We start from the raw sequence: 24,823 nt of genomic DNA on the forward strand, positions 1-24,823 counted from the left end.
AAGCCGCGGATGAAATTACAAAGCAACGATTTTCGTGATTACAGTGCCGAACAGAAGCTCTTTGTCCGCCGAGCTTTGGTCGCTTTTGTCGGTATTTTATTACTTTCCTCTGTGCTGGTGTTTAACCTCTATCACCTGCAAATCCTGCGCTTTGACGATTACAGCACGCGATCCAATGAAAACCGCATTAAGCTGGTACCGATTGCACCCAGCCGTGGCATTATCTATGACCGCAACGGCACGCCGCTGGCGTTAAATCGCACCATCTATCAGGCAGAACTGATGCCCGAAAAGGTGGACAACCTCAAACAGACCCTGGCCGATCTGCGCCCGGTGCTCGACCTCACTGATGAAGACCTCGACGCTTTTGACAAAGAGCGTAAACGTTCACGCCGCTTTACTTCCATTCCAGTAAAAGTCGGCCTGAATGATGTTCAGGTCGCGCGCTTCGCCGTGAATCAATACCGCTTCCCCGGCGTTGAAGTCAAAGGCTACCAACGACGTTACTACCCTTACGGCACCACGCTGACCCACGTGGTGGGCTACGTATCGAAAATCAACGACCGCGATGTCGCACGGCTAGACCAGGAAGGGAAATGGCCGAACTACGCCGCGACGCATGACATTGGCAAGCTGGGTATCGAAAATTATTACGAAGACACCCTGCACGGTAAAACCGGCTTTGAAGAGGTCGAGGTCAACAACCGTGGCCGGGTGATTCGTCAGCTGCACGAAGAGTCACCGCAGGCCGGGCGGGATGTCTATCTGACTATCGATCTGAAATTACAGCAGTATATCGAAACGCTGCTGGCAGGCAGCCGTGCCGCGGTGGTGGTCAGCGATCCGCGTACGGGTGAAATTTTGGCCATGGTCTCCACACCCAGTTACGATCCGAATCTGTTTGTTGACGGAATTTCTGGTAAAGATTATCGCGCGTTGCTGAACGATGAGAATCGCCCGCTGTATAACCGGGCAATTCAGGCCTCCTATCCACCCGCTTCCACGGTGAAACCTTATGTGGCCGTGTCGGCATTAACAGCCGGGGTGATCAACCGCAATACGTCATTGTTCGATCCCGGTTGGTGGCAGTTGCCTGGCTCTGAAAAACGCTATCGCGACTGGAAGAAATGGGGACATGGCCGTCTGAACGTCACCAAGTCACTGGAGGAGTCGGCGGATACCTTCTTCTACCAGGTGGCCTATGACATGGGCATTGACCGTCTGTCGGAGTGGATGAACAAATTTGGCTACGGCCAGCGTACCGGCATCGATCTACCACAAGAGAGTGCGGGCAATATGCCAACACGCGAGTGGAAGCTAAAACGGTTTAAAAAGCCGTGGTATCAAGGGGATACCATTCCGGTAGGGATCGGCCAAGGCTACTGGACGGCGACGCCGTTGCAGATGAACAAAGCGATGATGATCCTGATTAACGATGGGGTGATCAAAACGCCACATCTGCTGCGCGCCAGCCGTGAAGGTAACACCATCGTGCCATGGCCAGCACCGCCTGAAAGCCACATTGGTGAAATCCACTCAGGTTTCTGGGAGATCGCCAAAGACGGCATGTATGGTGTGGCAAACCGCCCGAACGGGACCGCGCGTAAAAGCTTCTCGGATGCGTCATATAAAATTGCCGCGAAATCCGGTACGGCCCAGGTCTTTGGTCTGAAAGAGAACGAAACCTATAACGCGCACAAAATTGCTGAGCGCCTGCGCGATCACAAACTGATGACCGCGTTTGCGCCATTTGATAAACCTCGCGTTGCTGTCACCATGATCCTTGAAAATGGTGGCGCTGGCCCTGCGGTCGGCACAGTAATGCGGCAGATTCTGGACCATATAATGCTGGGCGATAACAACACGGTGCTGCCTGATGCAGCCCCGACACCGCCTGGTTATGAAGGTGAATGACCATGTCAATGAGTGACAGCCCGCAAAAAAGATCGATTTGGATGCGCATCCATGTCGATCCGGTATTTATGCTGATCATCATCAGCCTGCTGACCTACAGTGCCTTCGTTATCTGGAGCGCCAGCGGCCAGGACCCAGGCATGATGGAGCGTAAGCTCGGTCAGATCGCAATGGGGATGATCCTGATGCTGGTTCTGGCTCAGGTACCGCCCCGCGTCTATGAAAGCTGGGCGCCCTATCTCTACATCGTTAGCGTCATTCTACTGGTCGCCGTTGATGCGTTTGGTCAAATCAGTAAAGGGGCGCAGCGCTGGCTGGATCTCGGCTTTGTACGCTTCCAGCCATCGGAGATTGCCAAAATAGCGGTCCCGCTGATGGTGGCACGCTTTATCAACCGCGATGTCTGCCCTCCGACGCTGAAGAACACCGCGCTGGCGCTGGTGTTGATCTTCATGCCTACCCTGCTGGTGGCAGCACAACCCGATCTCGGCACCTCGATTCTGATCGCCGCTTCGGGGCTGTTCGTGCTGTTCCTTTCCGGGATGAGCTGGCGACTGATCGCAGTGGCCGTGATCTTAGTGGCGGCGTTTATCCCGATATTGTGGTTCTTCCTGATGCACGATTACCAGCGCGACAGGGTGATGATGCTGCTCAACCCAGAGAGCGATCCGCTCGGGGCGGGCTATCACATTATCCAGTCTAAAATCGCCATTGGCTCAGGCGGGCTGCGGGGTAAAGGCTGGCTTCACGGAACACAGTCACAGCTGGAGTTCTTGCCGGAACGTCACACCGACTTTATCTTCGCCGTGTTGGCGGAAGAGCTAGGATTAATGGGCGTCCTGCTGCTGCTGGGGCTCTACTTGCTGCTGATCATGCGTGGCCTGATGATGGCAGCTAAAGCCCAGACCACTTTTGGCCGCGTTATGGCTGGCGGATTAATGCTGATTTTCTTTGTCTATGTTTTCGTTAACATTGGCATGGTTAGTGGTATCTTACCGGTGGTTGGCGTACCGCTTCCGCTGGTCAGTTACGGCGGCTCCGCACTGATTGTACTCATGGCCGGATTTGGCATTGTGATGTCCATTCATACTCACAGAAAAATGTTATCTAAAAGCGTTTAAGAGGCTGCACATGCGTAAGGACTGGCTAGGGGTTGCACTGATTTCACTGGTATTAGCGGGCTGTGCAACGGATGAGCAACAAACCCAGACGGCACCACCACAACCGGCTTACAGCGGCCCGGTGGTCGAGATCCCTGGCGTTGATCCAAAGTATGAACCGGTTAACCCGTCCACCAACCAGGACTACAGTGTTAACGGTAAGAACTATCGTATCGTCAAGAATCCAGCGAACTTCAGTGAAGTCGGTCTTGCCACCTGGTATGGCGATGAAGCTCAGGGATCGCGTACGGCAACCGGCGAAACGTTCGATCCCAATGCCTACACCGCAGCGCATCCCACGCTGCCGCTGCCTTCTTATGTGCGTGTGACTAACCTCGCCAACGGACGCCAGCTAGTGGTGCGCGTCAATGACCGTGGTCCTTACACGCCAGGGCGTATTATCGATCTGTCACGCGCGGCGGGCGATCGCCTCAATATTTCCAATAACACCCGTGTCCGCGTGGATTACATCAGCGTAGCGCCTGATGGCACGCTCTCCGGGCCAGGCACCATTGGCACCACCGTCGCCAAACAGAGCTATGCCCTGCCCGCTCGTCCGGACCTGGATGGCGGAATGACAACAGGCGGTGGCATGCCAACCGGCGGTGTTGTCGCAACAGGCGGCCTGATGAACGGTGGCGATAACAGCGCGGTGACCCAACCGGCGGCACAGCCCGCGGCGGATGACCAGAATGTCGATGCGATCGATAACTCAACCTTAAAACCGTCAAGCAGCCTCGGTGCTCCGGTGCCAAGCGGTGGTTTCCTTGGCGCACCGCAACCGCTGCGCAGCGGTGTTCTGGAAGATAGCACCCCTGAGCCTGCGGCCGTTGCTGCGCCTGCGGTGGTTGCAGCGCCGGTCGTGAGTGCAGCCCCACGCCAAAGCGCACCGGTGGCATCATCAGGTTCAGCGAGTGGTTACGTGGTGCAGGTTGGCGCGGTGAATGACTCTGCGCGTGCTCATCAGTTAATGCAAAGCCTGAGCAAACGCTTTGGCGTGCCGGGCCGGGTTGAGGCGAACGGCAGCGTGTTCCGCATCCAGTTAGGCGGTTACAGTTCGCGTTCTCAGGCCAGCGCACTGCAACAGCGTTTAAGCAGCGAAGCACAGTTGAACGGCTTTATCACCACCGCACATTAAGAATAAGGCGAAAACGCATCATCACTGATGATGCGTTGAACAATTGTTAACGAAGCCAGATGTCGCTAAAACAGGCATTTGTTATAGTGGCGCCACTTTTTTACTTTACCGATGGATGCAGTAATTCCAGACATGATCAAACTCAATACCTCTCGTTTCCTCAAACGCCTGACAGTGGGTTCACTGATCGCTATCTCCTTCAGCCATGTCGCTATTGCTGATAACGTTAACCTCAACACCATGATTCCTGGCGTGCCGGATATCGATGCAGAAGCCTATGTTCTGATTGATTACAATTCAGGCAAAGTGCTGGCAGAGAAAAATGCCGATGCACGCCGCGATCCTGCCAGCCTGACCAAAATGATGACCAGCTATGTCATCGGTCAGGCGGTAAAAGCCGGTAAAATCCGTAACGATGACATTGTCACCGTAGGTAAAGACGCCTGGGCGACCGGCAATCCGGTATTCAAAGGCTCGTCGCTGATGTTCCTGAAACCTGGCGATCGCGTCCCGGTTTCCCAGCTGACTCGCGGCATTGTGCTGCAATCCGGTAACGATGCCTGTGTTGCGATGGCGGATTACGTTGCCGGTAGCCAGGACTCTTTCGTTGGCTTGATGAACAACTACGTCAAGGCACTGGGCTTACAAAACACGCATTTCCAGACGGTTCATGGCCTGGATGCCGAGGGTCAGTACAGCTCTGCTCGTGACATGGCACTGATCGGTCAGGCTCTGATCCGTGATGTACCTGATGAATACTCGGTCTATAAAGAAAAAGAATTCACGTTCAACAATATCCGCCAGATGAACCGTAACGGTTTACTGTGGGATAGCAGCCTGAATGTCGATGGCATCAAAACCGGCCACACGGATGCCGCAGGTTATAACCTGGTGGCTTCAGCAACCGATGGCCAGATGCGCCTGATCTCTGCTGTGATGGGCGGCCATACCTATAAAGGCCGTGAAACGGAAAGTAAAAAGCTGCTGACCTGGGGCTTCCGCTTCTTTGAAAGTGTCGCGCCGCTCAAAGCGGGTAAAGAGTTTGCCTCTGAGCCAGTCTGGTTCGGCACCACGGACCGCGTACAGTTAGGGGTTGATAAAGATGCCTGGCTGACCATCCCTCGTGGCCGTATGAAAGACCTGAAGGCCAGCTATGTGCTGACCAATACTGAACTGCATGCACCATTGCAGAAAAACCAGGTGGTCGGTAGCATCAACTTCCAACTGGACGGAAAAACCATCGATCAGCGCCCGCTGGTGGTGTTAAACGAAGTACCAGAAGGTGGCTTCTTTGGCCGCATCGTGGACTACATCAAGCTGATGTTCCACCACTGGTTCGGTTAATCACTGTCGGCGATTGAAAAATCGCCACAGTAGCCCAATATACGTTATTATTACGATTGCTCCCGCTGCGGCGGGAGTCTGTTTTTTTGCACCGGAGTGAATATGAAAACCAAACTGAATGAACTGCTCGAATTCCCAACCACGTTTCCCTTTAAAGTGATGGGACTGGCAAAACCAGAGCTGGTTGATCAAGTGGTTGAAGTGGTGCAGCGTCACGCACCGGGTGACTACACCCCAGAAGTGAAGCCAAGCAGCAAAGGCAACTACCACTCAGTATCCATTGTGATCACCGCGACCCACGTAGAGCAGATTGAAACGCTGTACGAAGAACTGGGTAAAATTGATATCGTGCGCATGGTTCTGTAAGCACTGGCTGGCAAATTTGGGGGGTTGGTCATCCCCTTTGCCAGCGTTATACTGCTGTTTTCCCTGCAACCGGACCTCCCCTTTGTCTGCCGATACGCTCTTCATCCGACAGCCAGGCCTGCGCGACTGGCAAACCGTTTCAGAAGCCATGCACCTCTATACCGACAAGCGTGATGAACACAGCCAGGATGAAGTGTGGCTGGTTGAACACCCTGCGGTATTTACCCAAGGCCAGGCCGGTAAAGCTGAGCATCTATTGATGCCTGGCGATATTCCCGTGGTGCAAAGCGATCGCGGCGGTCAGGTCACTTATCACGGGCCTGGACAGCAAGTGATGTATGTGTTGATAGATATTCGTCGACAAAAAACCGGCGTGCGTGAGTTAGTAACGGCACTGGAAGAGACGGTCGTGAAGGTGTTGGCCGAGTTTTCGGTTGACGCTCGTGCCCGCCCTGATGCGCCAGGCGTGTATGTCGGTGATGATAAAATTTGTTCGCTGGGATTACGCATCCGTAAGGGCTGCTCTTTCCACGGCCTCGCGCTGAATGTCAACATGGACCTGGCACCGTTTTTACGCATCAACCCTTGCGGCTACGCCGGTTTGCAAATGACTCAGCTCAAACAGTTTGTCCCGGCGGTCACGCTAAGTGATGTTCAGCCGTTACTGGTCAAACATTTCGCCCAGCACCTGAACTATCAAAATGTGGTGTGGCTGCCCGGAAATGATCTCCCTTAACCTGGTGTGCTTGTTTACAAAATTGTAACCTTACACGTACTATGGTGGCTGCACGCAGGCAGGCGAGATGATATAATTTTCGATAATTTCAAAAAAAGTTGAAAGTCTCGTCCCAGGCCTGAGTGAGGACGCTTTTAAAACGCAATCCGACCGGAAGCTGCAGATTTATGAGTAAACCAATTCAGATGGAACGCGGCGTCAAATATCGTGACGCAGATAAAATGGCGCTTATCCCGGTGAAAACCGTGGTGACGGAACGCGAAGAGATCCTCCGCAAGCCGTCATGGATGAAAATTAAACTTCCTGCCGACTCCAGCCGTATTCAGGGTATTAAAGCGGCGATGCGCAAAAATGGCCTGCACTCGGTCTGTGAAGAGGCTTCCTGCCCTAACCTCGCAGAGTGCTTTAACCACGGTACCGCCACCTTTATGATTTTGGGGGCCATCTGTACCCGTCGTTGCCCGTTCTGCGATGTGGCCCACGGTCGCCCAAATACCCCTGATGCCAACGAGCCCGTCAAACTGGCGCAGACCATCGCTGATATGGCGCTGCGTTACGTGGTGATCACCTCTGTTGACCGCGATGACCTGCGAGATGGCGGTGCACAGCACTTCGCAGACTGCATTGAGGCCATTCGTGAGAAAAGCCCACGCATTAAGATTGAAACACTGGTGCCAGACTTCCGTGGCCGTATGGATCGGGCACTGGATATTCTGACTGCTACACCACCGGACGTATTCAACCATAACCTTGAAAACGTACCCCGCGTCTACCGTCAGGTTCGTCCTGGTGCCAACTATGAGTGGTCGCTGAAATTACTGGAGCGCTTTAAAGAAGCCCATCCGGATATCCCAACCAAGTCAGGCTTAATGGTCGGATTGGGTGAAACCAACGCCGAGATCGTGGAAGTGATGCGTGATCTGCGCCGCCACGGCGTGACCATGCTGACGCTGGGCCAGTATTTACAGCCAAGCCGCCACCACCTGCCGGTGCAGCGTTATGTCAGCCCGGCGGAGTTCGAAGAGATGAAAGAAGAGGCGCTGGCCATGGGCTTCACCCATGCTGCATGTGGCCCGTTTGTTCGCTCTTCCTACCATGCCGATATGCAGGCGCAGGGTCTGGAAGTGAAATAATCCTCTGGCGGGTGGCTCTGCTACCCACTCAGGCACAAATAATAAAGCCAGGCAGTTATGAAGTGTCACCACTTCGATATCTGCCTGGCTTTACTTTTATGTCACATTTGCTCACAGATTACTGAGCAAAATATAACATTACTCTTTGTGCGTTACGCGATCTGCCGGAACTTCTTCCGCAGTGGTTTTCGCTACAGCGGGTTCTTCATCTTTCATGGCTTTCTTGAAGCCCTTGATAGCCGATCCCAGATCACCACCCAGTGAGCGTAACTTGTTGGTACCGAACAGCAGCACGATGAGCGCACCGACGATCAGCAGTTTGGCAATACTGATACCTTCCATAAATTAACCTTTCAATCTCAAGATAAAACGAACAAGGATATTTACGCGCACTTTGGCTTCAGGCTCAAGTACTATCTGTAACAGTTTAAGAACATTTAGTGATAAAGCCCGTAAAAAAATCAGGCCTTAAGCTGGGGTGGCGCAAAGCGATTATTCTCCAGTACCGGTAACGCTTCTCTCGCCTGCCTCACCCGTTCTGGTGCTAATTCAGCAAACAACAGTGCCGGTGCCTCGCCGGCTTTCACAATGGCGACGCCCAGCGGGTCAATCACCAGACTGTTCGCACAGTTCCGTGGCCCACATTCACCCACTGCGACCATATAACAGGTGTTCTCCAGCGCACGGGCCGTGGTGAGTAACTCCCAATGATGCTCTTTCAGTGGCCCACGCACCCACGCGGCAGGCAGCACCAGTACCTCAGCCCCATCACAGGCCAAACGACGCGCCAGATCGGGGAAGCGGACGTCATAGCAGGTCATCAGCCCTACTTTCATGCCGTCGATCTCCAGCAGTGCCGGGATCTCGTTCCCCGCAATCACTCGCTGCGACTCCTGCATTGCGAAGGCATCATAGAGATGCAGTTTATCGTAACGCGCGACGATCTCGCCGTTGCGAATCGCTATCAACGCATTCAATGCTTTGTGTTCGCTTCCCGGCGTCAGGAAGGTCAAGACCGTGGTCAATGTCGTTCCCTGGCTGGCTCGAAGCAACTGCGTCACAAACGGGCCATCAAGTGGCTGAGCGCAGTGTAGCCCCCAACCGGGGTCACTGTTGTCCCGTGCCAGTACCGCTTCAGGCAGTACCAGCAAATGCGCATGCTGCTCTGCTGCGCGCTGCATCAAATCCACACAGGTTTGCACGTTGTTCTGCCAGTCACGGTCAACGGCAAACTGCCCTAAAGCCACTTTCATGACAGGCGTCCTTTCATCGGGAGGGTCAGATCTTTAACATGGTAGCAGGGTGATTCTGTATACCCTTCACGTTGATAAAACTGGTTCGCTTTGAGGCGTGAGCTATGGCAGTGCACTTCCATGCGGTCACAGCCGCGCTGGGTAGCCAGTTTTTCGGCATAATTCAGCAACTGCTGGCCGCTTCCTTTACTGCGCTCCCCTTCCGCCACACAAAAATAGCTGATACGGGCAAAATCACCGACCAGTGCCAACTGTGGAATAAAATGAAGTGAGAGAAACCCCATCACCTGGGTGCCATGTTCAGCAACCAGCAAAATTTCATTGGGATCGCGAATCAACTCAGCCAGACGTTTGTCAATAAACGCCTCTGTTCCCCCATAGCCCAACTCTGCGAGCAGCGCGGCTAATGCGAAGCTGTCTTTCGCCTGTGCCTGACGTATATTCATGCTTACTCCTCAGTGGCGCTGTGCATCCTCTTTTATATAGCGTTGGCATGAAAAAATCTGCAAGAGCAGCAGGTTATTAATGTGTTACAGGTGGTTTTGTGATCGCCGCAGCAATCAGGCTGGATTTCAGGCAAAAAAAAAACCCGCCATCAGGCGGGTTTTTAAAATTCAGTCTGTTAAATTACAGGCTGATAACGTTAGCAGCTGATGGGCCTTTAGCGCCGTCAGTGATTTCGAACTCTACACGCTGACCTTCAGCCAGAGTTTTGAAACCGTTGCTCTGGATAGCTGAGAAGTGTACGAACACATCTTTGCTTCCATCTTCAGGAGTAATGAAACCGAATCCTTTAGATTCATTAAACCACTTAACGTTACCTTTGATCTTAGACATCTATATTACCTTTACATGAAAAATGGACACTAAACTGTGTCGCCGTCTAGTACAGCAATTGCCGTGACATTTGTCCAGTCCGATTTGATGGAAAAGTGATAAATATCGATTTTTTTTCACATGCTGACAATTTTCAACGCTGAAACCGGCTCAGAAATGCCATCTTGCCCAGGCAAATAATACATTCCCACTGTTATAACCCCCTGGAATATAAGTCATTTGTGCGCTAAGAGGGCCATAGCTGATAGAGGCTAGCGGTAAAACCAAGGGTAGCGGGATATAATTGTAATTATCCCGCGCGGTAATCCCCGCCGTAAAGCCCGCTCCCACACTCAATGGTGTGTTATCAAGCAGTGACCAACGTGCCTCCCAGCCGTAACCCACGATGGGCTCCCAGCGACTAAATGAGTCACGAAAGATCATCCCGTACCAGCCTTCCCAGTTCCCTTTGGGGTTAATCCGTGAGACGCCTACCCCTGCACCACCCGGCCGTTCGTTGTAGCTCACAATGTGGGCACGATCCCACGTCAGGCGGTTGTGCCAGATCGTAACCGGAATGTAGATATCAGGTCGCCATTGGCTGGTAATCTCTGCGGGAAAGTCTGGATTTTCCGTACTTGCCCACAGCGGCAAACTACTCATAAGCAAACAAGTTGCAAAACACAGTGCCTTCACTGGAGCACTCCCCATGAAAAATCAGGGGGTTGAGTCTAAATAACAGGCGAAAAAAAACGCCAGGACCGTGCTGTAATTGATCAAAAGTCAGGGCTACTCCCCCCAGGTACAGCACAATCCAGCCAGTTCTTGATTCCGGTCAATTTTTGAAACTTAACCGGAATTTATACTTCCAGCCATGAATTATCAGCACCGTCAATTATCCAGTCACACCCCTGTGGCGATGAAAAAATTGCGCCACAAATGATTAGATATATTTAACTATTGTGGGCGATTTGCTAAAGTCTGAGGTGGTATCTATCGCGGGAGGCGAAACAGCTGTGGTCATGAAAATCCGATGCCGTGAATGCGGCAGTAAGAAATTTACGTTTACTTCACTTGAGGGAAAAGGGATTCACGATCACGGCGCTAAATGCGCGCGCTGTGGTAAAGCCCTGAATGCTCAGGATCTGTTACCGCAGACCGATCGTCATCCGCTGAAGGAAAGCTTGTGGCAGCAGTGGGATCTGGAACGATGAGAGGCGTTACAGTGACAACAAACCCCATAAAACGACAAAGATGACTTATGGGGCTGAAACCTGTAGCAGATACCCTTTGCATATTTGCCAGGATCAGAAAATAAGCTTAAACACGCCCGTGATGGTCAAAAGTCCCACGATAAAAATGATCGCAATGATCCAGAGAATAATTTTCATAACACGCTCCTGCATCAATAAAAAGAGTCACTAATCATCAGTATAGGACAGATGAACAACTCTGCTTTTCCCGACAGTGGGTTTACGTAGCCGAATTTTATTCTGCGAGGAAGGTCGCAAGAAATGGATTTACTCGGCGATAGCGTTACGTTTTGCCGTTCAGAGCTGTCTAAACTTTAAGCGCCGAAAGTTGAGCGTCACTTGAAGCTAATTCATTGTGCCTAATAAGGAGGTCATATGAGTACAATCAATACCAGTATGGGCCGCTATTGCCTGAAGGCGAAGAATAAAGGTGATCGGATTAAAGGTTCAATCGCGATCAACGACGAAGGCGGTACCCAACTGACCATGCAGGATTTTGAAGAACACTACCTTGATGACGTTATCAACAACGTGATCTTCCCTGTCACTGGGGGCAATCGCCATATCACGCTGGAACTGCGCGAACAGATGGTTAAAGCCGGTTTCGAACAGCCCCATTGATCATTTTCCTGTTGGGCCACGCGATGTGGCCCTTTTCCTGCCTGTAATCATCACTTGCCGTCACCGCGGTTTCCCCTCAGGATGCGAGACATCTTTCGCCGTTAAGCCGCGCGTTCTGCCTGTTTTCATCGTAACGTCTGCGACAACGCTTAGCGCTATCTCTCCACCCAACCCGAGGAACAGGATCGTGAATAACCCGGTCAGTGAGCTGTATAACAATCAACGCACCCTGTTTGGCCGTGGCAGTTTGCAAAAACTGCTACCGCTGTTGGCGGCTGAACCACAGCCTACCCTGTTATTTTGCGGCCATTCCTTTCTACGCAGCGCACACTACGCAGAGATGAAAGAGACGCTCAGCACCCACATTCTGGCGTATGAGATTGTCAGCCACGAGGCCTCCCCTGCCGATATTGACGGCTGGGTGGCACGCTGGCGCGGTCAGGTTAAGCGAGTGGTGGCGATTGGCGGTGGCAGCGTTATTGATGCTGCAAAGGCGTTCAGTGCGATGATGCAACACCCACTGCCAGTGGCGCGCTATCTGGAAAAAGTGGGGGATACTGCCGTTGAGGCGCTTACGCTGCCATTGATTGCGGTCCCCACGACGGCAGGCACCGGAAGCGAAGTTACACAGAATGCCGTCGTCACCGATCAGCAAGAGATTCAGGTCAAAGCGTCACTACGGCACCCGCTGTTCGTTCCCAGCGTAGCCATTCTTGACCCCGATCTTCTCCGAGGCACACCCGATACGGTGCTAGCCAGTTGTGCTATTGATGCCTTCACCCATCTTTTCGAAGCTTACCTGTCGAAGAAAGGTAACTTTTTCACTCGCCAGCTTGCCATCAGCGGCATGCAGCAGTTTATCCGGGCATGGCCCGCACTCAATCGCATGGATGACGCGGGTGACGCCGCAAGAGAGGCAATGATGATGGCTTCATGGTTGGGCGGTGTCAGCCTCAGCAGCGCAGGATTAGGCGTTATTCATGGTATTGCCGGTGAGCTGGGCGCGATTAAGCCTTTTCACCACGGAGAGGTCTGCGGCCGCTTACTGTTCCCCTTCCTGCAACAACTCGCTCAGAGTGAACACCCGGAGCAGCAGCAACTGATGCAGGAACTCTACTCGCAGCTTTTTGGTCGTTCGGCGCTGAATCCTGCACTGGCACTGCACGACTGGCTCCAGCAGCAGGCGATCGTGGCTTTCTGGCAAGGGGGTCCACATTTGAGTGAAGAGGAGAAAGAGTGGGTACTACAGCGCGCCAACAGTAAAAATTCACTGCGCGAATATGGCTATGAAGAGATGAAACAGATGTTAGTCACCGGATGGCCTGACTGAAAGGAATCACAGCGGGTGGGTTTACCACCCGCTAGCAGCATTAGTTAAAAGCACCGTTGAGGATCAGGGAGGTGATCACACCGGTTGCCGCCGCAATCAAGACGTAGTTACCGTCGATGTAGCTCCACTGCTCTCCACGCGGTGGTTCTGGCAAATGATGCTCACGCCAGTCTACGCGGTAACGCGGGCCACGGAAGTCAGGTGGAACTTCATGACCGCGACGGAAGTCGTGACCGCGCCAGGCGAAATGATCGCGATCCGGGCCGCCACGGTTAGCTTGTGGACCAGGGCCGCCACGATGGAACTCTTGCTGTCCACCACCATGACCACGATCGCCGCCGCCTGGGCCACGCCCGCCTTGATCACCATGACCGCGATCCTGATGCTGCTCGCCGCCGCCATGTTGCCATTGTTGGTCGCCGCCTCCAGGGCCATCTGCCCAGGAAACTGCTGAAAAGAGTGTGCTGCATGCAATAAGTGAAGCCAACAGGCTTGAAGTCATTTTTTTCATGGTGTGTACCTCTCAATAGATCGACATTACCGCGTCGACGTCATCACTATTGATTATATATGGCCTGAATAGCACTTCCAAAACTCCTAAAATGTGTGGAATTACGCACAATTACGCTATTCGATCGGATTCCTGACAAATGAAAATAATATGAAATACTTTGGCCCTAAAAAAGAAAAACCCGACCAGAGGTCGGGTGACAAAATCGCCATACCAGTTATACGGTAAACCCTGACAAAACAGAGGGTAACTGAAGCACGCAACGCCACATCACTAGCATTGCGCAGCAACAATATCATTTTCACCACCGGTTTACCGTTAAAAGATAGCTGAGCAGACCTGTTGAGATCAGTAAGCGCCGTTGCGGCGAGTCACTACGCCAATCGTCTTAAACAGAATGGCGATATCAGTCCACAGTGCCCAGTTTTTCACGTACCAGGAGTCGAAATAGACGCGAGTATCGTAGTCGATATCATTACGGCCACTCACCTGCCATAAACCGGTCATCCCTGGCTTAGCCATTAAGTAGTAGTCCACATCACCGGCGTAACGTTCCAGTTCCGCTTCAACCACGGGGCGTGGTCCCACCAGGCTCATTTCACCACAAATCACATTCCATAGCTGAGGCAACTCATCAAGGCTGGTTTTGCGTAAGAAGCCGCCAATGGCGGTGATGCGTGGATCATTTTTGAGTTTAAAATCACGATCCCACTCGGCACGGGCTTCCGGGTTCATGGCCAGTAACCGCGCCAGGACTTCTTGCGAGTTCGTCACCATTGAGCGTAACTTCAGGCACTTAAATTTCTTGCCATTCAAACCTATACGCTCATGACCGTAAATGGCAGTGCCGCCGTCACGCTTAACCATGTAACAGAGCAGGGCAAACACCGGGGCCAGCAGTACCAACAGCATAGAAGCCACCACAATATCGAAAGTGCGCTTCATGAAACGAGAAGAGATCTTGGCCAGGTTATTCTGCACCCGCAAAATCATCACTTCATGGCTGAAAATAAACGACATATCAGTACCGTACAGTGGAACACCACGCAGCGTAGGGATCACCGAAACCGAACGGCATTTCATTTTGGCCAGGGATTTCAAGCAGTTATCACGTGCGGCGTGCTGTTCAAATTCCAGTGCCACTACAAACTGGGTATTATCCCGGTCTATTGTATTCCAGTTAATGTCTTTCCAACACACCACCGGAATGTTGCCCACACTCTCTTCGATAAGCGTATCATCAACCGAAATAAACGCCCGCACTTCATAACCGAGCACCTCTTCGCTTTGCAGTGCGGCCCAGGCTTCCCTGGCATTTTTTCCCGAGCCGATGATATAGGTATCTTTTTTCCAGTGACCACTCTTATTAATAAGATGTTTCACACCAGCCCGCATTAATGGCAGCAGCAGTAATGCATAGGTCCATGTGAATATCCAGACCGTACGGGAGAAGTTCCATTTCGAAAATGCGATCAGCGCGAGATCTAACAGCGAGAACACCACCAGTGTTTTCACCACTTCTTTCAGCTCAAACCAGAACGGCTTGCGATAGGTATAGTGGCGCATTCTGATCCAGAACCAGGCGGTACAAATCACTGAAAGAATAAACTGAGCGGAATAGCGATAACCAATTTGATAGGGAGGAATAAAACTATCAATATTACCCCAAAACATTTTGATAGTTGTGGCAGACAAGAATAGTGCCAGGTTAAGAGCAATCAGATCTGAGAAACCCAGTGCAACCTTTACTAAAAGATACTTTCGCAACCCGCGCCAGGAGCGGCTTACAGTATTTATCACCATAGAGCTAGCCATAAACCTGTTCTCATATTTAAGTGAGGAGAAAGTACTCTCCAGAATCATTATGCTTCATCCTTAAAGCAATGAAGCCTTTATGTGGTTTTTAGGCGATTTTAAATTTCATCAAACCCAGGTCATTAAAATGAATAGTGCTACCAAAGTATCCAAATTTTAAGATATGACAAATATATACAATTTGATAAAACAACACGGCCTTAGATAGTTAACGCAGAGCACCCTAAAAAGAATGCATTGCGTTATGCAGGATTAGTTATGGGTTAATTATCTTTTACCACTCAGTGGGGGATCCCCCACTGTAGCAGGCTATCAATAAGCTGATTTATGAACAAAGCCTTTAAAGATAGTCAAAAATATAATGTGCAGATCAACCCATACACTCCAGATACGAATATATTCCAGGTCGAATTCAATGCGCTTCTGCATTTTTTCCAGTGTATCGGTCTCACCGCGCCAGCCATTAATCTGGGCCAGGCCAGTGATACCCGGTTTCACTTTATGGCGCAACATATAGCCTTCAATCAGGAAGCGATATTGCTCATTATGCGAAACGGCATGAGGACGTGGCCCCACCACTGACATCTGACCAAACAGGACATTAAAGAACTGCGGCAACTCATCCAGAGATGTGCGGCGTAAAAATTTTCCAATTCGCGTCACCCGGGTATCATTTTTGGTCGCCTGAGTAACAACATCTGCGTTTTCCATCACGGTCATCGAACGGAACTTCCATACCGTGATCGGCTTACCATCCATACCATAACGCGTTTGACGGAAGATCACTGGCCCCGGAGAGGTGATCTTAATGGCACAGGCAATGACTAACAGCACCGGAGAAATCAGGGTCAATACGCACAAGGAAACAATAATATCTTCCAGTCGCTTAAATATGCCATTAATGCCGTTAAAAGGTGTATCAACTAAAGGAACAACCGGAACGCCATTAATTTCTTCGGTACGTGATTGAAGGATATTAAAGGTAAAGATATCGGGAACAAGCAAAACTGAGCAGGTTGTATCGGTTAACTGCTTAACGAGCTCACTTATGATTGCTTCATCCTTCATGTTCATCGCTATATAGATTCTGTCTAACTTCCCTTCTCTGGCATCATTCACCAGCTCTTCCAGTGACCCGGCATAGTTGATTCCATTTGCTTCAGTGGGCACGTTGTCATCATAAATACCCTTAACGACAAAGCCGAGCCAGGGTGACTGTTGGAAGCTATGCAACAATGAAATTCCCGCAGGCATATTCCCCGCGACACACACGTTGCGTGTGTTATAACCGTAGCGGCGTAAAATACCCGATGCGACGCGAATACCCATGCGTGATACGATAAACAAGCCAGCAGCCGCAAGATACCAGTGAATAATCACCTGGAAAGAGAGATGCAGCAGCGGGAAAGCAAACGTCACCCCCCACGTAATCGCCAGGCTAATGGTCCAGTTTCTCAGCAACGAGAACAGCTCGTCGGTAATTTTCATCCCTCGCCAGGATCGGTAGAGATCCGCTATCCCGCCTACAGTCTGAAAAATCAGCAGGCTGAGCATAAAGATCACCATCACGGCGTTACTGAAGTTGGTATCATTCAATACACAGCCGAGATAAAATCCAACGATCATGATCAGGATATCAGATATCCTTTGTACTATGGCAATAACGGGAATGTTATGCTTTAGGTTTGCTGAATATTGTAATATGGTCATTGAAAGTTCACCTCAATGATTCTGAATAATTATTACCCAGAATAAAAACCGATGGATGAGCAAAGCCCATGATATTCCCTTGATGAACAAAAAATAGATTAATGGCAGGATTTAGCATTGGTAACATAAGATTTAATGTCTTCAACGGCGATAGAATTAAAATGATATCCCTGCATGCCATAAACAGAAACTGATGACAGTGATTTCATATCCTCATCATTTTCGACACCTTCAATAATGAGGTTCTCGCAAAGTTTTTTTATATTCTTTATTATGACCGGAAACATCAGCTTATTTTTTTGCTGCCAGAAAAAGTTTTTATCTATTTTAGCTGCATCAAAAATACCTGTATGCAGCGCATCAAGATTTGCAAAACCATTGCCAAGATCGTCGAGAAAGAATGAAACGCCCTTCTCTTTTAAGTCACGCATATGAGAGAGCGTGGTTAAATTTTGAGTAAGATCGATTTCTTCAGAAACTTCCAGTCTGATAACTTTAGACATGGTAAACATCCAGTTCAGCTGAAGATCTGAATGGAGAATTTTAATCATTTCATCATCAACATTAATGCTAACGAAAAGATTATTTTCTTCCAGAACATCAATAATGCTCGAGACTGTCTTTAATTGCTCATAAAGCAATTGTCTCTTGCCTTCCGAGGAAAGATTTCTCACCATCATTATCGTGTTATAAGGTTTGGCTTCTTGATTATAAAATCGGGATAAAAGCTCAAACCCAATCACTTTTAGCTGCTGAGACACTATAGGCTCAAGAATAAACTTCCTTCCCATATTGTCGGCAAGAAAACTTCCCATGTCCCACCCCAACATTTGAATAAGCAAGCAGTAATAATGCGAATTTTAAATTAACGATTAATCTGTGCTACCCATTTCTGACAAGCGAGATTAATGAGATCGTAACTACGCGCAAAAGCATCATCACCCCGGCGGAAGGGGTCCATGACTTCCCGTTGATCCAGCCAATAGCCAAGCAACATACTCTTACCGCTCACTTCGGGAGCCATACGACTGATGTGCTGTAAATGCTGCTTTTCCATGGCCAGAATCAGTTCATAGCGCAGCCCCAGATGCGGTGTGAACTGTCTGGCACGGTGACCTTCAAGGGAAAGGCCATGCTGACTGGCAATCGCAATGGCTCCTTCATCGGCGGGCTTATTCACCAGCGCCATAATCCCAGCGGAGTCAATTTTTTTATCCGGAAATTCACGACGCAAAATACGCTCTGCCAGCGGTGAACGGCAGATATTTGCGGTACAAATAACAAGTATTGAATTAAACATAGCATCCATCACTAAAAAATTAAGCAAATCAACTGGCTAAGGAAAGTGTCTCACTACGTGACAGTTCACGCCGGTACAGAGAGAGGCGAATGGTATGCAGTACCACCAGGCTCAATGCCATGCGAATATTCCATGCCACTGCCGCCCCGAAAATACCGTAGTGATGGGTCATCCAGGGCAGGTAAATCACATACAACACCAAATCGACAATCTGACAAGCGACGTTAATCCAGGGTTTCCCACAGGCCTGAATCCAGATAAATGCCGGCTGTACCAGACCATGAACCAAATAACCAAACAGGAACAGGGAGAAAATCACCCACGCATGATCGGCAAAGTTTGGGTTGATCCAGATGGAGAGGAACCAGTGGGAAATAAATGCCCCGATAATCGTCGGACCGATAAGCACGAGGAAAATACCCAGCATCGCTTTATTAAAATGACTGTTAGCCGCCCGCACATCACGGTGAATTTTCGAGACCAATACCGGGAACAACACGCCACATACGCTAACTGTGACAATCGCCACGCGAGAAACTACTTCATAAGGCGTGGTGTAATAGGCAAAGACCCCCGCACCGACAATGGTTGCCACAAAGAAACGGTCAATATAGAGCATGATCGGTGCCATGATGTTGCTGATGGAGATCCAACCACCGTACTTCACCAGCTCTCCGGCAATCGACTTCGTCACCGGCACCGAGAATAATGATACGCGAGTGATTTTATTCACCTCGGAGCGCATCATGATAAAGAACACCACGGCCATCACCGTGCGCAGTAAGCACAGGGACAGGGTAATCAAGAACAGGCTCGAGCTATAGAACGAGATTCCCATCGGAATCAGATACATCAAAATAGAAAATGGTGCTTTACCAATACTGATTTTCTTGAAAGCGCCAAAGGCTTCCATGACCCCAACAAAGGTCGTCTGGGCGATAACAAAGGGCAGGCACAAACCAATAACGGCCATACTTCCCGCCACTTCATTACGAATCTCTTGATTTGAAACATTAAAGAAGTGCCAGGAGATCCAGTCACGACTAAAGTAAAACAACGCGGAGATGACTAAAATTGCTGCCGTAATAATGACCCAACCGGTTTTTATTACCGTCAGCATTTCAATATATTGGCCATCTTCCTTGTATTTAGTCACAAAATGGGTAATTGAGCGCGTTACGCCAAAATCAAACAGCGTTAACGAGCCGATTAAGACAATGATCAGGGTCAGGACACCAAAACGTTCCAGGCCGATGTGTTTCATCACCACTGGAATCATCACCATCGCAACGACTACGGGCAAAAAGAAGCCGAGAAAGTTCCATGAAATGTTGCGAAAAAAGCCGTTGCTAAATAACCGATCGATATATTTTCTCATTGTCCTACCTGAAGTCAGTGCATTCCGACGCCGCGTAATGCTGGCGTCGGAACGATTAAGGGAAAAAACACCCCTGCTTAGTCCTGATTCAATTCCATTTTGTACTCGTAGGTATTGAGAGCATCATAATTATAGTTATAGCTGTAGTAACTGGCAGCACGACGTACGATTGCGTTGAGGATACAGCCTTTCACGTTCACACCGGTTTGCTCCAGACGCTGAATACTCAGCGCCACTTCCTTCACGGTGTTCAGTTCGAAGCGTGCAACCACCAGTGAAGAACCGGCAATCTGGCCAATAATACAAGCATCAGTAACGGAGAGGACTGGCGGGGTATCGACAATCACCAGATCGTAGTTTTCACTCGCCCAGGCCAGCATATTGTTGAAGGTTTTCCCGGTCAGCATCTCCGCAGGGTTAGGAATTGCCTGACCACGTGTAATGACATGCAGGCTTGGGATCTGGGTCACCTGAATCACTTCCTGAATGGTTTTCTTACCACCCAGCACGTTGGAAAGACCCACTCGTGAGCTAAAGCCAAAGGTTTCATGCAGTGAACCACGACGCATATCACCGTCAATCAGCAGGATGCGCTGGCCAGTCAAACCAATGACCGAAGCAAGGTTAGCACTGATAAAGCTCTTACCGACCATCGGTACAGCACCGGTAATCATCAGGATGTTGTTTTTCGCTTCCAGCATCGCAAAGTGCAAGCTGGTACGTAAACTACGCAGTGATTCTACCGTCAGGCTGTCTGGGCTGGTCAACGCCAGCACTTCACGTCGCCGCGACAACTTCTCTTTCTTGTCTGCGATACGGAAGCGGGAGAGCACAGGCAAGCGTGGGGCTTCCATCGCCAGAGGTACGTTGGCGTAAACGGTAATGCCCTGCTCTTCCAGCTCACGTGAACCGGCAATACCACGACGAATCAGGGTTTTCATGACGATGTAAGCAATGGCTGCTGCAGCGCCGAAAATACCTGCTAACGTCACCACCAGGCCCAGTTTAGGGAAGGTTGGTGCCACTTCAGAAGTCGCGTAGTCAATTACACGAACATCACCCACGGTACTGGCTTTATCAACACCCAGCTCCTGCTGTTTACGCAGCAACTGCATGAAGATTTCCTGCTCAGAGTCAACGTTACGCGTCAGACCAACAATCTGTTGCTGAGTCTGTGGCAGCTCGCTAATACGCTTCAGCAGGTTCTGTTTTTCCGTCTCCAGTACTTTACGTTTTTCCAGCAACGCACGGTAAGTCGGGTGCTCTGGGGTATACAGTTTAGAGATTTCGGCTTCTTTGAAGGTCAGCTCGTTCAGCGAGTTATCGAGGTTAACCATGGTTTCCAACACGGAGTGAATTTCCATGTTGAGGTCAACCGAGTCACTCTTCTGACGATACTGGTTCAGCTTATCTTCTGACGTGTCCAACTGGTTACGGATCATCGGCAGCTGCTGCTTGAGGAATTCAAGGCTATTGGCAGCTTCCTGAGATTTGCGCTCAACGTTCTGTAACACGTAGTTGCTGGCAATGCTGTCGAGGATATCGCGGTCTTTAGCCGGATCTTCACCTTTCAGCTTCATCTCCAGCATCCCGGTGTCCATACCTGCATCAGATACGTCCAGGCGGTTAACCAGGCGGTCATAAGCATCACGAATCGGCAGTTTACGTACGGTATATTCCGTACCCGGTGCCGCATGCATGGAATACACGGTGATGGTGGTGCCGTTCATGGTGACCGGTTTACCCACCACGCCACTGACCAACTCTTTGCCGTCGTAGCTCAAGGTGAAGCTGTTAGCACTGACCGCTTTGAATTGCAGCCAGGTGCCTAACAGCTTGTCCGGTACCTGGAGGTTAGTAATATCAATCGTGTTGGCTGGCTTGTTCGTGAGGCGCGCCCAACCCTTACCAAACACCGGGAAGAAAGATTCCTGATGTTCGATATCAAGGTTAAGTTCGTTAATCGTTTTAAATAACACCAGTTTTGACTGGAGCAGCTTCATCTCACCATCAGATTTTGGTTGTACTGTTGGAATATATTCCGACAGATTGTTCAGCAGAGACTGCCCCGCATTTTTCTCCACCGCAACCATAGCATCGGAGCTATAGATAGGCGTCGCAAAAAGGGTATAGACAGTACCTACCATCATCATTATCACCACACTGATAATGACAATCCATCGATCGTCAAGAATCGCACCATACAGTTTCCCCAGATCGAGGTTATTGGCGTTATTCTCCGCGCTAGCTAAAATTGCATCGTGTTTATCTGACATTCTTAATCCCGCATCAACTGATGATGTTATTTAACTCGATTATTAATTAATTAAATGTTGAAGATAATTAATTAAAAACCAACAGAACCCTTCCCTAAAATCAGGATATATAGCCGAAATTAATCACGCTGCGGCAGGAGGGTTATAGTCCTGCAACAACCTGAAAAGAGACGGACAGAAAAATAAACGCTGGTAGGTCTGGTTTAACTGGCAGGCCTGGCAACGAGGACCAGGCCTGCCGATCTAGGCGTTAAACGCGTAGAATATTGGCAACGAACTGAATGGAATCAGCGGCTTCCTGCCGTACCTGGAAATTACTGCCACTCACTCTCCATACAAACACCCCATCGTTAGAGATGACGGCATGGGCTTGCAAGGCATCCGAGGTATTATCGCTGACGCTGATCAGGTACTCACCGCACACACCGGGATAGTTAGTCTTTATGTACACTTTATAAAGATTTTGCTCACCCAGATAACGATCGGTTGCGGTGGGTTGTAGTGTAAATAAGGTTGTATAAGTACTTGTCGAACGTGTCACGGTTTGTGCCACGCCGGTTCCTTCATACAAGCGGTTCTGCATATATAACTTGCTTTGGAAATTAACAAAGCTGGACGTTATATTGGCAAACGGTGTATCGCTGACCGCCCGGTTATATAAAGAGAGTGCCGTTCCTGAGTTTGCTACGCCTAAGCCACGCAGGTTATCGGTAATCCCCTGGAAGCTATTCTGCATCAGGATCATGGAAGTAAATTGCAGTGAACCAATGATGCCGCTGCAATACCCCATGGTTGCCTGTAGTTTGGCAAACGGTTCACCTTCAAAATCGTGTAGCACGTCAAAGTAGTTGGTGGCTGAAGCATTGTCACCGCCTGTTTGCACGGCGGTGATGGTACGTTGCCGGATGGTGGTGGTCGGGCTGGTCAACTTATCGTTGACGCTGTAACTGCTCTTACCGCCATTCCCCGCCGAGACATCCTTGGTCTCCATCACAGCCAGCCAGTACTGCCCTTGCGCCTGCCAGGCGACTAACACTTCCGCCTGCGTGGTGCCGTTGGTGATTTTCATGCCACGCGTGATGCCATCCAGTGCATCAATCTGTAGCAGCGACAGATAGCGCCCGTTGTAATCATGGTCGCCACGTATCTGGGTATATTGCGATCCGCCACGCGCCAGAATGCCGCCGTAACGGTTGTTCGCAATAAACTTCACGTTGATTTTCCAGCCTTCACTGATGGGGCTGGAACCTTTGGTGCCACGCGAGAGGTAAATGCCCAGCCAGTTGGCGGTCCAGAAATCGCCGCTCACCTGTACCGATGCATTTGGCCACTGTTGATTACCATTCGAGATGACACGCACACAGTTACGGGCATCACCGATGTGAATCGATGAGAGCGCAAAACCGTATTGTGTCGCCTGAATCCCATCTGCAACACCCGCACCGTCCAGCATGTTAATGGTTAAATTCAACCCGGTGATGTTCGCCACGGTGTCACCAATTAACAACATCGGTGTGGCATCCCAGAGCGTGGTGTTTTTTGGCCAGGTACTGCTGGCAACAAGTCGACCTATAGAGATATTCAGGCCGTTATTGCTGAGCCCCTCCACCACGATGGTACTGCTGATGGTGTAACTGTTAGCGCCGTAAACGTTACGAATGCCGTTGACTCTGGCATAGTCGATGGCGTTTTTGATCGCTACAGCCCAGTTGCCGTTGGCTGAGTTGGTATCGGCAAAATCTTCGATTGTTACGAAGCGATTAAGCTTGGCTCCCACCGTCCCACTACTGTACGTGGTGCCGAGACTGTAAGTCGCCGCGGCGGTGGAAGTATCGGCTGCCAGTTGAAAGTGCGGCTCGCCATCGCGATACACGGCATTTTGCAAAGCCGGCTGAACCGGTTGCGCTGCCTGTACCTGACCTCGAACCAGCCACCCCAACGTTGCAGAGGGCACAATCCAACGGAACAGTTTTCTACGAGATAACGTCATAGTAAAGCTTCCTTATGGTTTGAAATGAAAGCATTACCCTGGGCCAACCGCAGATGTCGGTTCACGATGTGGACATCAAAACCCTACCGTTCGGTAAGGTGCATGGCGGTTGTAATTGGTGAACGACGTTAAAATCTTCGCCAGTTGCAGCGAGTTACGTGCCCCCACCTTGCGCGCGATATTGGATTTGTGGAACAGCACTGTCTTGTAATGAAGGTTCAGCGTCTCACAAATCTGGTTCGGCGTCTGGTTGTCTATCAACAAGTAAAGCACACGAAGCTCAGTACTGGTAAGGTGATTTTTCCAGTTAAGCTCTTTAGACTTGCTCATAAAGGGGCTGAGGTAAGGTTTTTTGCTTTCGCGTTTGCACAAAGCAAACAGCAATTCAGAAAGCGACTCACGTTTGGATATCAGATTCACGTTTTTGAATTTACTGATCTCATTGACGATGAAATAGCAGTCAATGTCGGTAAACACGATAAGCTTCAGCTCTTCTAACAGCGGGCGATGCTGCTTGATAAAATCCAGGCCATTGATCGGGTAACTATTACCGTCAAACAGGTCCATGATCACCACATCCACGGCTTCCGTTTCCAGCACTGCTTTAAGTTCGGACAAGTTACTAATATGCGTCACATCGGTAAAGCGGTTATTTTCCAGCAATTCGGTGATCGCCAGGCTAACAATCGGATTCGTGTCCATTACAACAACTTTCTGCATGCTGCGTACCCTCGAATAATTCCATTTAGCAATGTTGGATGTAATATTTTTGAACGGCT

25 protein-coding genes are annotated in these 24,823 nt (G+C 50.1%); 10 read left to right on the forward strand and 15 right to left on the reverse strand.

The window, feature by feature from the left end; translation table 11 throughout:
* Positions 1-9 precede the first annotated feature (9 nt).
* The 7 genes from mrdA to lipA all read left to right on the forward strand — a co-directional run bounded on the left by mrdA (position 10) and on the right by lipA (position 7,791).
* Positions 10-1,914, forward strand: a complete 1,905-nt coding sequence (gene mrdA, locus F3J40_RS15565; protein ID WP_167016006.1) for a peptidoglycan DD-transpeptidase MrdA — start codon at positions 10-12, stop codon at positions 1,912-1,914.
* 8 nt (positions 1,915-1,922) lie between these two features.
* On the forward strand, positions 1,923-3,035 hold the full coding sequence (gene mrdB / locus F3J40_RS15570; RefSeq protein WP_167016182.1) for a peptidoglycan glycosyltransferase MrdB: 1,113 nt from the start codon (positions 1,923-1,925) through the stop codon (positions 3,033-3,035).
* Positions 3,036-3,045: 10 nt separating this feature from the next.
* On the forward strand, positions 3,046-4,212 hold the full coding sequence (gene rlpA / locus F3J40_RS15575) for an endolytic peptidoglycan transglycosylase RlpA (protein WP_167016008.1): 1,167 nt from the start codon (positions 3,046-3,048) through the stop codon (positions 4,210-4,212).
* A 132-nt stretch (positions 4,213-4,344) separates the two neighbouring features.
* On the forward strand, positions 4,345-5,556 hold the full coding sequence (dacA, locus tag F3J40_RS15580) for a D-alanyl-D-alanine carboxypeptidase DacA (protein WP_157060529.1): 1,212 nt from the start codon (positions 4,345-4,347) through the stop codon (positions 5,554-5,556).
* A 102-nt stretch (positions 5,557-5,658) separates the two neighbouring features.
* Positions 5,659-5,922, forward strand: a complete 264-nt coding sequence (gene ybeD / locus F3J40_RS15585; RefSeq protein ID WP_017346856.1) for a DUF493 family protein YbeD — start codon at positions 5,659-5,661, stop codon at positions 5,920-5,922.
* An 82-nt stretch (positions 5,923-6,004) separates the two neighbouring features.
* Positions 6,005-6,658, forward strand: coding sequence for a lipoyl(octanoyl) transferase LipB (lipB, locus tag F3J40_RS15590; protein WP_167016010.1), 654 nt, complete (start codon positions 6,005-6,007; stop codon positions 6,656-6,658).
* Between the two features lie 167 nt (positions 6,659-6,825).
* The gene (gene lipA, locus F3J40_RS15595) at positions 6,826-7,791 is read left to right on the forward strand and encodes a lipoyl synthase (protein ID WP_017346854.1); all 966 of its coding nucleotides are present in this window, start codon (positions 6,826-6,828) and stop codon (positions 7,789-7,791) included.
* Positions 7,792-7,929: 138 nt separating this feature from the next.
* Here the strand turns inward: lipA and tatE are convergent, their stop codons facing one another.
* From tatE to pagP, 5 genes are all read right to left on the reverse strand, one after another.
* Positions 7,930-8,133, reverse strand: coding sequence for a twin-arginine translocase subunit TatE (tatE, locus tag F3J40_RS15600; protein ID WP_017346853.1), 204 nt, complete (start codon positions 8,131-8,133; stop codon positions 7,930-7,932).
* Between the two features lie 119 nt (positions 8,134-8,252).
* Complete coding sequence (locus F3J40_RS15605; protein ID WP_167016012.1) at positions 8,253-9,044, reverse strand: deaminated glutathione amidase; 792 nt, start codon at positions 9,042-9,044, stop codon at positions 8,253-8,255.
* Positions 9,041-9,490 carry a GNAT family N-acetyltransferase gene (locus F3J40_RS15610; protein WP_167016014.1) on the reverse strand — a complete coding sequence of 150 codons (450 nt, stop codon included), beginning with the start codon at positions 9,488-9,490 and terminating at the stop codon, positions 9,041-9,043. The genes F3J40_RS15605 and F3J40_RS15610 overlap by 4 nt, the downstream gene beginning before the upstream one ends.
* Before the next feature lie 181 nt (positions 9,491-9,671).
* Positions 9,672-9,881: a transcription antiterminator/RNA stability regulator CspE gene (gene cspE, locus F3J40_RS15615; protein ID WP_006118399.1), complete on the reverse strand. Its 210-nt coding sequence runs from the start codon at positions 9,879-9,881 to the stop codon at positions 9,672-9,674.
* Positions 9,882-10,031: 150 nt separating this feature from the next.
* Entirely contained in the window at positions 10,032-10,523 is a 492-nt protein-coding gene (gene pagP, locus F3J40_RS15620) for a lipid IV(A) palmitoyltransferase PagP (protein WP_370659866.1), read from the reverse strand.
* A gap of 359 nt (positions 10,524-10,882) precedes the next feature.
* Between pagP and F3J40_RS15625 the strand changes: the two genes are divergently transcribed.
* Complete coding sequence (locus tag F3J40_RS15625) at positions 10,883-11,074, forward strand: ECs_2282 family putative zinc-binding protein (RefSeq protein WP_205297381.1); 192 nt, start codon at positions 10,883-10,885, stop codon at positions 11,072-11,074.
* 93 nt (positions 11,075-11,167) lie between these two features.
* On the opposite strand, the gene F3J40_RS25350 is transcribed toward F3J40_RS15625, so the two are convergent.
* On the reverse strand, positions 11,168-11,266 hold the full coding sequence (locus F3J40_RS25350) for a small membrane protein YohP (RefSeq protein WP_444505524.1): 99 nt from the start codon (positions 11,264-11,266) through the stop codon (positions 11,168-11,170).
* A gap of 222 nt (positions 11,267-11,488) precedes the next feature.
* Between F3J40_RS25350 and F3J40_RS15630 the strand changes: the two genes are divergently transcribed.
* Both F3J40_RS15630 and F3J40_RS15635 read left to right on the forward strand, forming a co-directional pair.
* On the forward strand, positions 11,489-11,734 hold the full coding sequence (locus tag F3J40_RS15630) for a hypothetical protein (protein WP_167016018.1): 246 nt from the start codon (positions 11,489-11,491) through the stop codon (positions 11,732-11,734).
* 187 nt (positions 11,735-11,921) lie between these two features.
* Positions 11,922-13,064 carry an iron-containing alcohol dehydrogenase gene (locus tag F3J40_RS15635; RefSeq protein WP_167016020.1) on the forward strand — a complete coding sequence of 381 codons (1,143 nt, stop codon included), beginning with the start codon at positions 11,922-11,924 and terminating at the stop codon, positions 13,062-13,064.
* A gap of 40 nt (positions 13,065-13,104) precedes the next feature.
* Here F3J40_RS15635 and F3J40_RS15640 read toward each other — a convergent pair whose 3' ends face one another.
* From F3J40_RS15640 to F3J40_RS15680, 9 genes are all read right to left on the reverse strand, one after another.
* Positions 13,105-13,575 carry an RcnB family protein gene (locus F3J40_RS15640; RefSeq protein ID WP_167016022.1) on the reverse strand — a complete coding sequence of 157 codons (471 nt, stop codon included), beginning with the start codon at positions 13,573-13,575 and terminating at the stop codon, positions 13,105-13,107.
* A 348-nt stretch (positions 13,576-13,923) separates the two neighbouring features.
* The gene (wbaP, locus tag F3J40_RS15645) at positions 13,924-15,390 is read right to left on the reverse strand and encodes an undecaprenyl-phosphate galactose phosphotransferase WbaP (protein ID WP_167016025.1); all 1,467 of its coding nucleotides are present in this window, start codon (positions 15,388-15,390) and stop codon (positions 13,924-13,926) included.
* A gap of 312 nt (positions 15,391-15,702) precedes the next feature.
* Positions 15,703-17,100 (reverse strand): undecaprenyl-phosphate glucose phosphotransferase, encoded by a 1,398-nt coding sequence (gene wcaJ / locus F3J40_RS15650; protein WP_167016027.1) that lies wholly within the window; start codon positions 17,098-17,100, stop codon positions 15,703-15,705.
* A gap of 98 nt (positions 17,101-17,198) precedes the next feature.
* The gene (locus tag F3J40_RS15655; RefSeq protein WP_167016029.1) at positions 17,199-17,915 is read right to left on the reverse strand and encodes an EAL domain-containing protein; all 717 of its coding nucleotides are present in this window, start codon (positions 17,913-17,915) and stop codon (positions 17,199-17,201) included.
* Positions 17,916-17,965: 50 nt separating this feature from the next.
* Complete coding sequence (locus F3J40_RS15660) at positions 17,966-18,400, reverse strand: arsenate reductase/protein-tyrosine-phosphatase family protein (RefSeq protein ID WP_017346841.1); 435 nt, start codon at positions 18,398-18,400, stop codon at positions 17,966-17,968.
* A 28-nt stretch (positions 18,401-18,428) separates the two neighbouring features.
* Positions 18,429-19,778, reverse strand: coding sequence for an oligosaccharide flippase family protein (locus F3J40_RS15665; protein ID WP_167016031.1), 1,350 nt, complete (start codon positions 19,776-19,778; stop codon positions 18,429-18,431).
* Between the two features lie 77 nt (positions 19,779-19,855).
* Positions 19,856-22,054, reverse strand: coding sequence for a polysaccharide biosynthesis tyrosine autokinase (locus F3J40_RS15670; RefSeq protein WP_167016038.1), 2,199 nt, complete (start codon positions 22,052-22,054; stop codon positions 19,856-19,858).
* Positions 22,055-22,304: 250 nt separating this feature from the next.
* A complete protein-coding gene (locus F3J40_RS15675) occupies positions 22,305-24,044 on the reverse strand; it encodes a hypothetical protein (RefSeq protein ID WP_167016040.1) in 1,740 nt (579 codons plus the stop codon).
* A gap of 75 nt (positions 24,045-24,119) precedes the next feature.
* A complete protein-coding gene (locus F3J40_RS15680) occupies positions 24,120-24,764 on the reverse strand; it encodes a response regulator transcription factor (protein WP_026042486.1) in 645 nt (214 codons plus the stop codon).
* Between the last annotated feature and the right edge of the window lie 59 nt (positions 24,765-24,823).

Source organism: Candidatus Pantoea multigeneris, from assembly GCF_011752615.1.
GTDB classification, from domain to species: Bacteria; Pseudomonadota; Gammaproteobacteria; order Enterobacterales; family Enterobacteriaceae; genus Pantoea; species Pantoea multigeneris.

Excerpts from the sequence above, each read along its gene's own strand:
- mrdA (WP_167016006.1), top strand. The coding sequence starts at position 10 with ATGAAATTACAAAGCAACGATTTTCGTGATTACAGTGCCGAACAGAAG.
- mrdB (WP_167016182.1), top strand. The coding sequence starts at position 1,923 with ATGAGTGACAGCCCGCAAAAAAGATCGATTTGGATGCGCATCCATGTC.
- rlpA (WP_167016008.1), top strand. The coding sequence starts at position 3,046 with ATGCGTAAGGACTGGCTAGGGGTTGCACTGATTTCACTGGTATTAGCG.
- dacA (WP_157060529.1), top strand. The coding sequence starts at position 4,345 with ATGATCAAACTCAATACCTCTCGTTTCCTCAAACGCCTGACAGTGGGT.
- ybeD (WP_017346856.1), top strand. The coding sequence starts at position 5,659 with ATGAAAACCAAACTGAATGAACTGCTCGAATTCCCAACCACGTTTCCC.
- lipA (WP_017346854.1), top strand. The coding sequence starts at position 6,826 with ATGAGTAAACCAATTCAGATGGAACGCGGCGTCAAATATCGTGACGCA.
- tatE (WP_017346853.1), bottom strand. The coding sequence starts at position 8,133 with ATGGAAGGTATCAGTATTGCCAAACTGCTGATCGTCGGTGCGCTCATC.
- F3J40_RS15605 (WP_167016012.1), bottom strand. The coding sequence starts at position 9,044 with ATGAAAGTGGCTTTAGGGCAGTTTGCCGTTGACCGTGACTGGCAGAAC.
- F3J40_RS15610 (WP_167016014.1), bottom strand. The coding sequence starts at position 9,490 with ATGAATATACGTCAGGCACAGGCGAAAGACAGCTTCGCATTAGCCGCG.
- cspE (WP_006118399.1), bottom strand. The coding sequence starts at position 9,881 with ATGTCTAAGATCAAAGGTAACGTTAAGTGGTTTAATGAATCTAAAGGA.
- pagP (WP_370659866.1), bottom strand. The coding sequence starts at position 10,523 with ATGAGTAGTTTGCCGCTGTGGGCAAGTACGGAAAATCCAGACTTTCCC.
- F3J40_RS15625 (WP_205297381.1), top strand. The coding sequence starts at position 10,883 with ATGAAAATCCGATGCCGTGAATGCGGCAGTAAGAAATTTACGTTTACT.
- F3J40_RS25350 (WP_444505524.1), bottom strand. The coding sequence starts at position 11,266 with ATGCAGGAGCGTGTTATGAAAATTATTCTCTGGATCATTGCGATCATT.
- F3J40_RS15630 (WP_167016018.1), top strand. The coding sequence starts at position 11,489 with ATGAGTACAATCAATACCAGTATGGGCCGCTATTGCCTGAAGGCGAAG.
- F3J40_RS15640 (WP_167016022.1), bottom strand. The coding sequence starts at position 13,575 with ATGAAAAAAATGACTTCAAGCCTGTTGGCTTCACTTATTGCATGCAGC.
- wbaP (WP_167016025.1), bottom strand. The coding sequence starts at position 15,390 with ATGGCTAGCTCTATGGTGATAAATACTGTAAGCCGCTCCTGGCGCGGG.
- wcaJ (WP_167016027.1), bottom strand. The coding sequence starts at position 17,100 with ATGACCATATTACAATATTCAGCAAACCTAAAGCATAACATTCCCGTT.
- F3J40_RS15655 (WP_167016029.1), bottom strand. The coding sequence starts at position 17,915 with ATGGGAAGTTTTCTTGCCGACAATATGGGAAGGAAGTTTATTCTTGAG.
- F3J40_RS15660 (WP_017346841.1), bottom strand. The coding sequence starts at position 18,400 with ATGTTTAATTCAATACTTGTTATTTGTACCGCAAATATCTGCCGTTCA.
- F3J40_RS15665 (WP_167016031.1), bottom strand. The coding sequence starts at position 19,778 with ATGAGAAAATATATCGATCGGTTATTTAGCAACGGCTTTTTTCGCAAC.
- F3J40_RS15670 (WP_167016038.1), bottom strand. The coding sequence starts at position 22,054 with ATGTCAGATAAACACGATGCAATTTTAGCTAGCGCGGAGAATAACGCC.
- F3J40_RS15675 (WP_167016040.1), bottom strand. The coding sequence starts at position 24,044 with ATGACGTTATCTCGTAGAAAACTGTTCCGTTGGATTGTGCCCTCTGCA.
- F3J40_RS15680 (WP_026042486.1), bottom strand. The coding sequence starts at position 24,764 with ATGCAGAAAGTTGTTGTAATGGACACGAATCCGATTGTTAGCCTGGCG.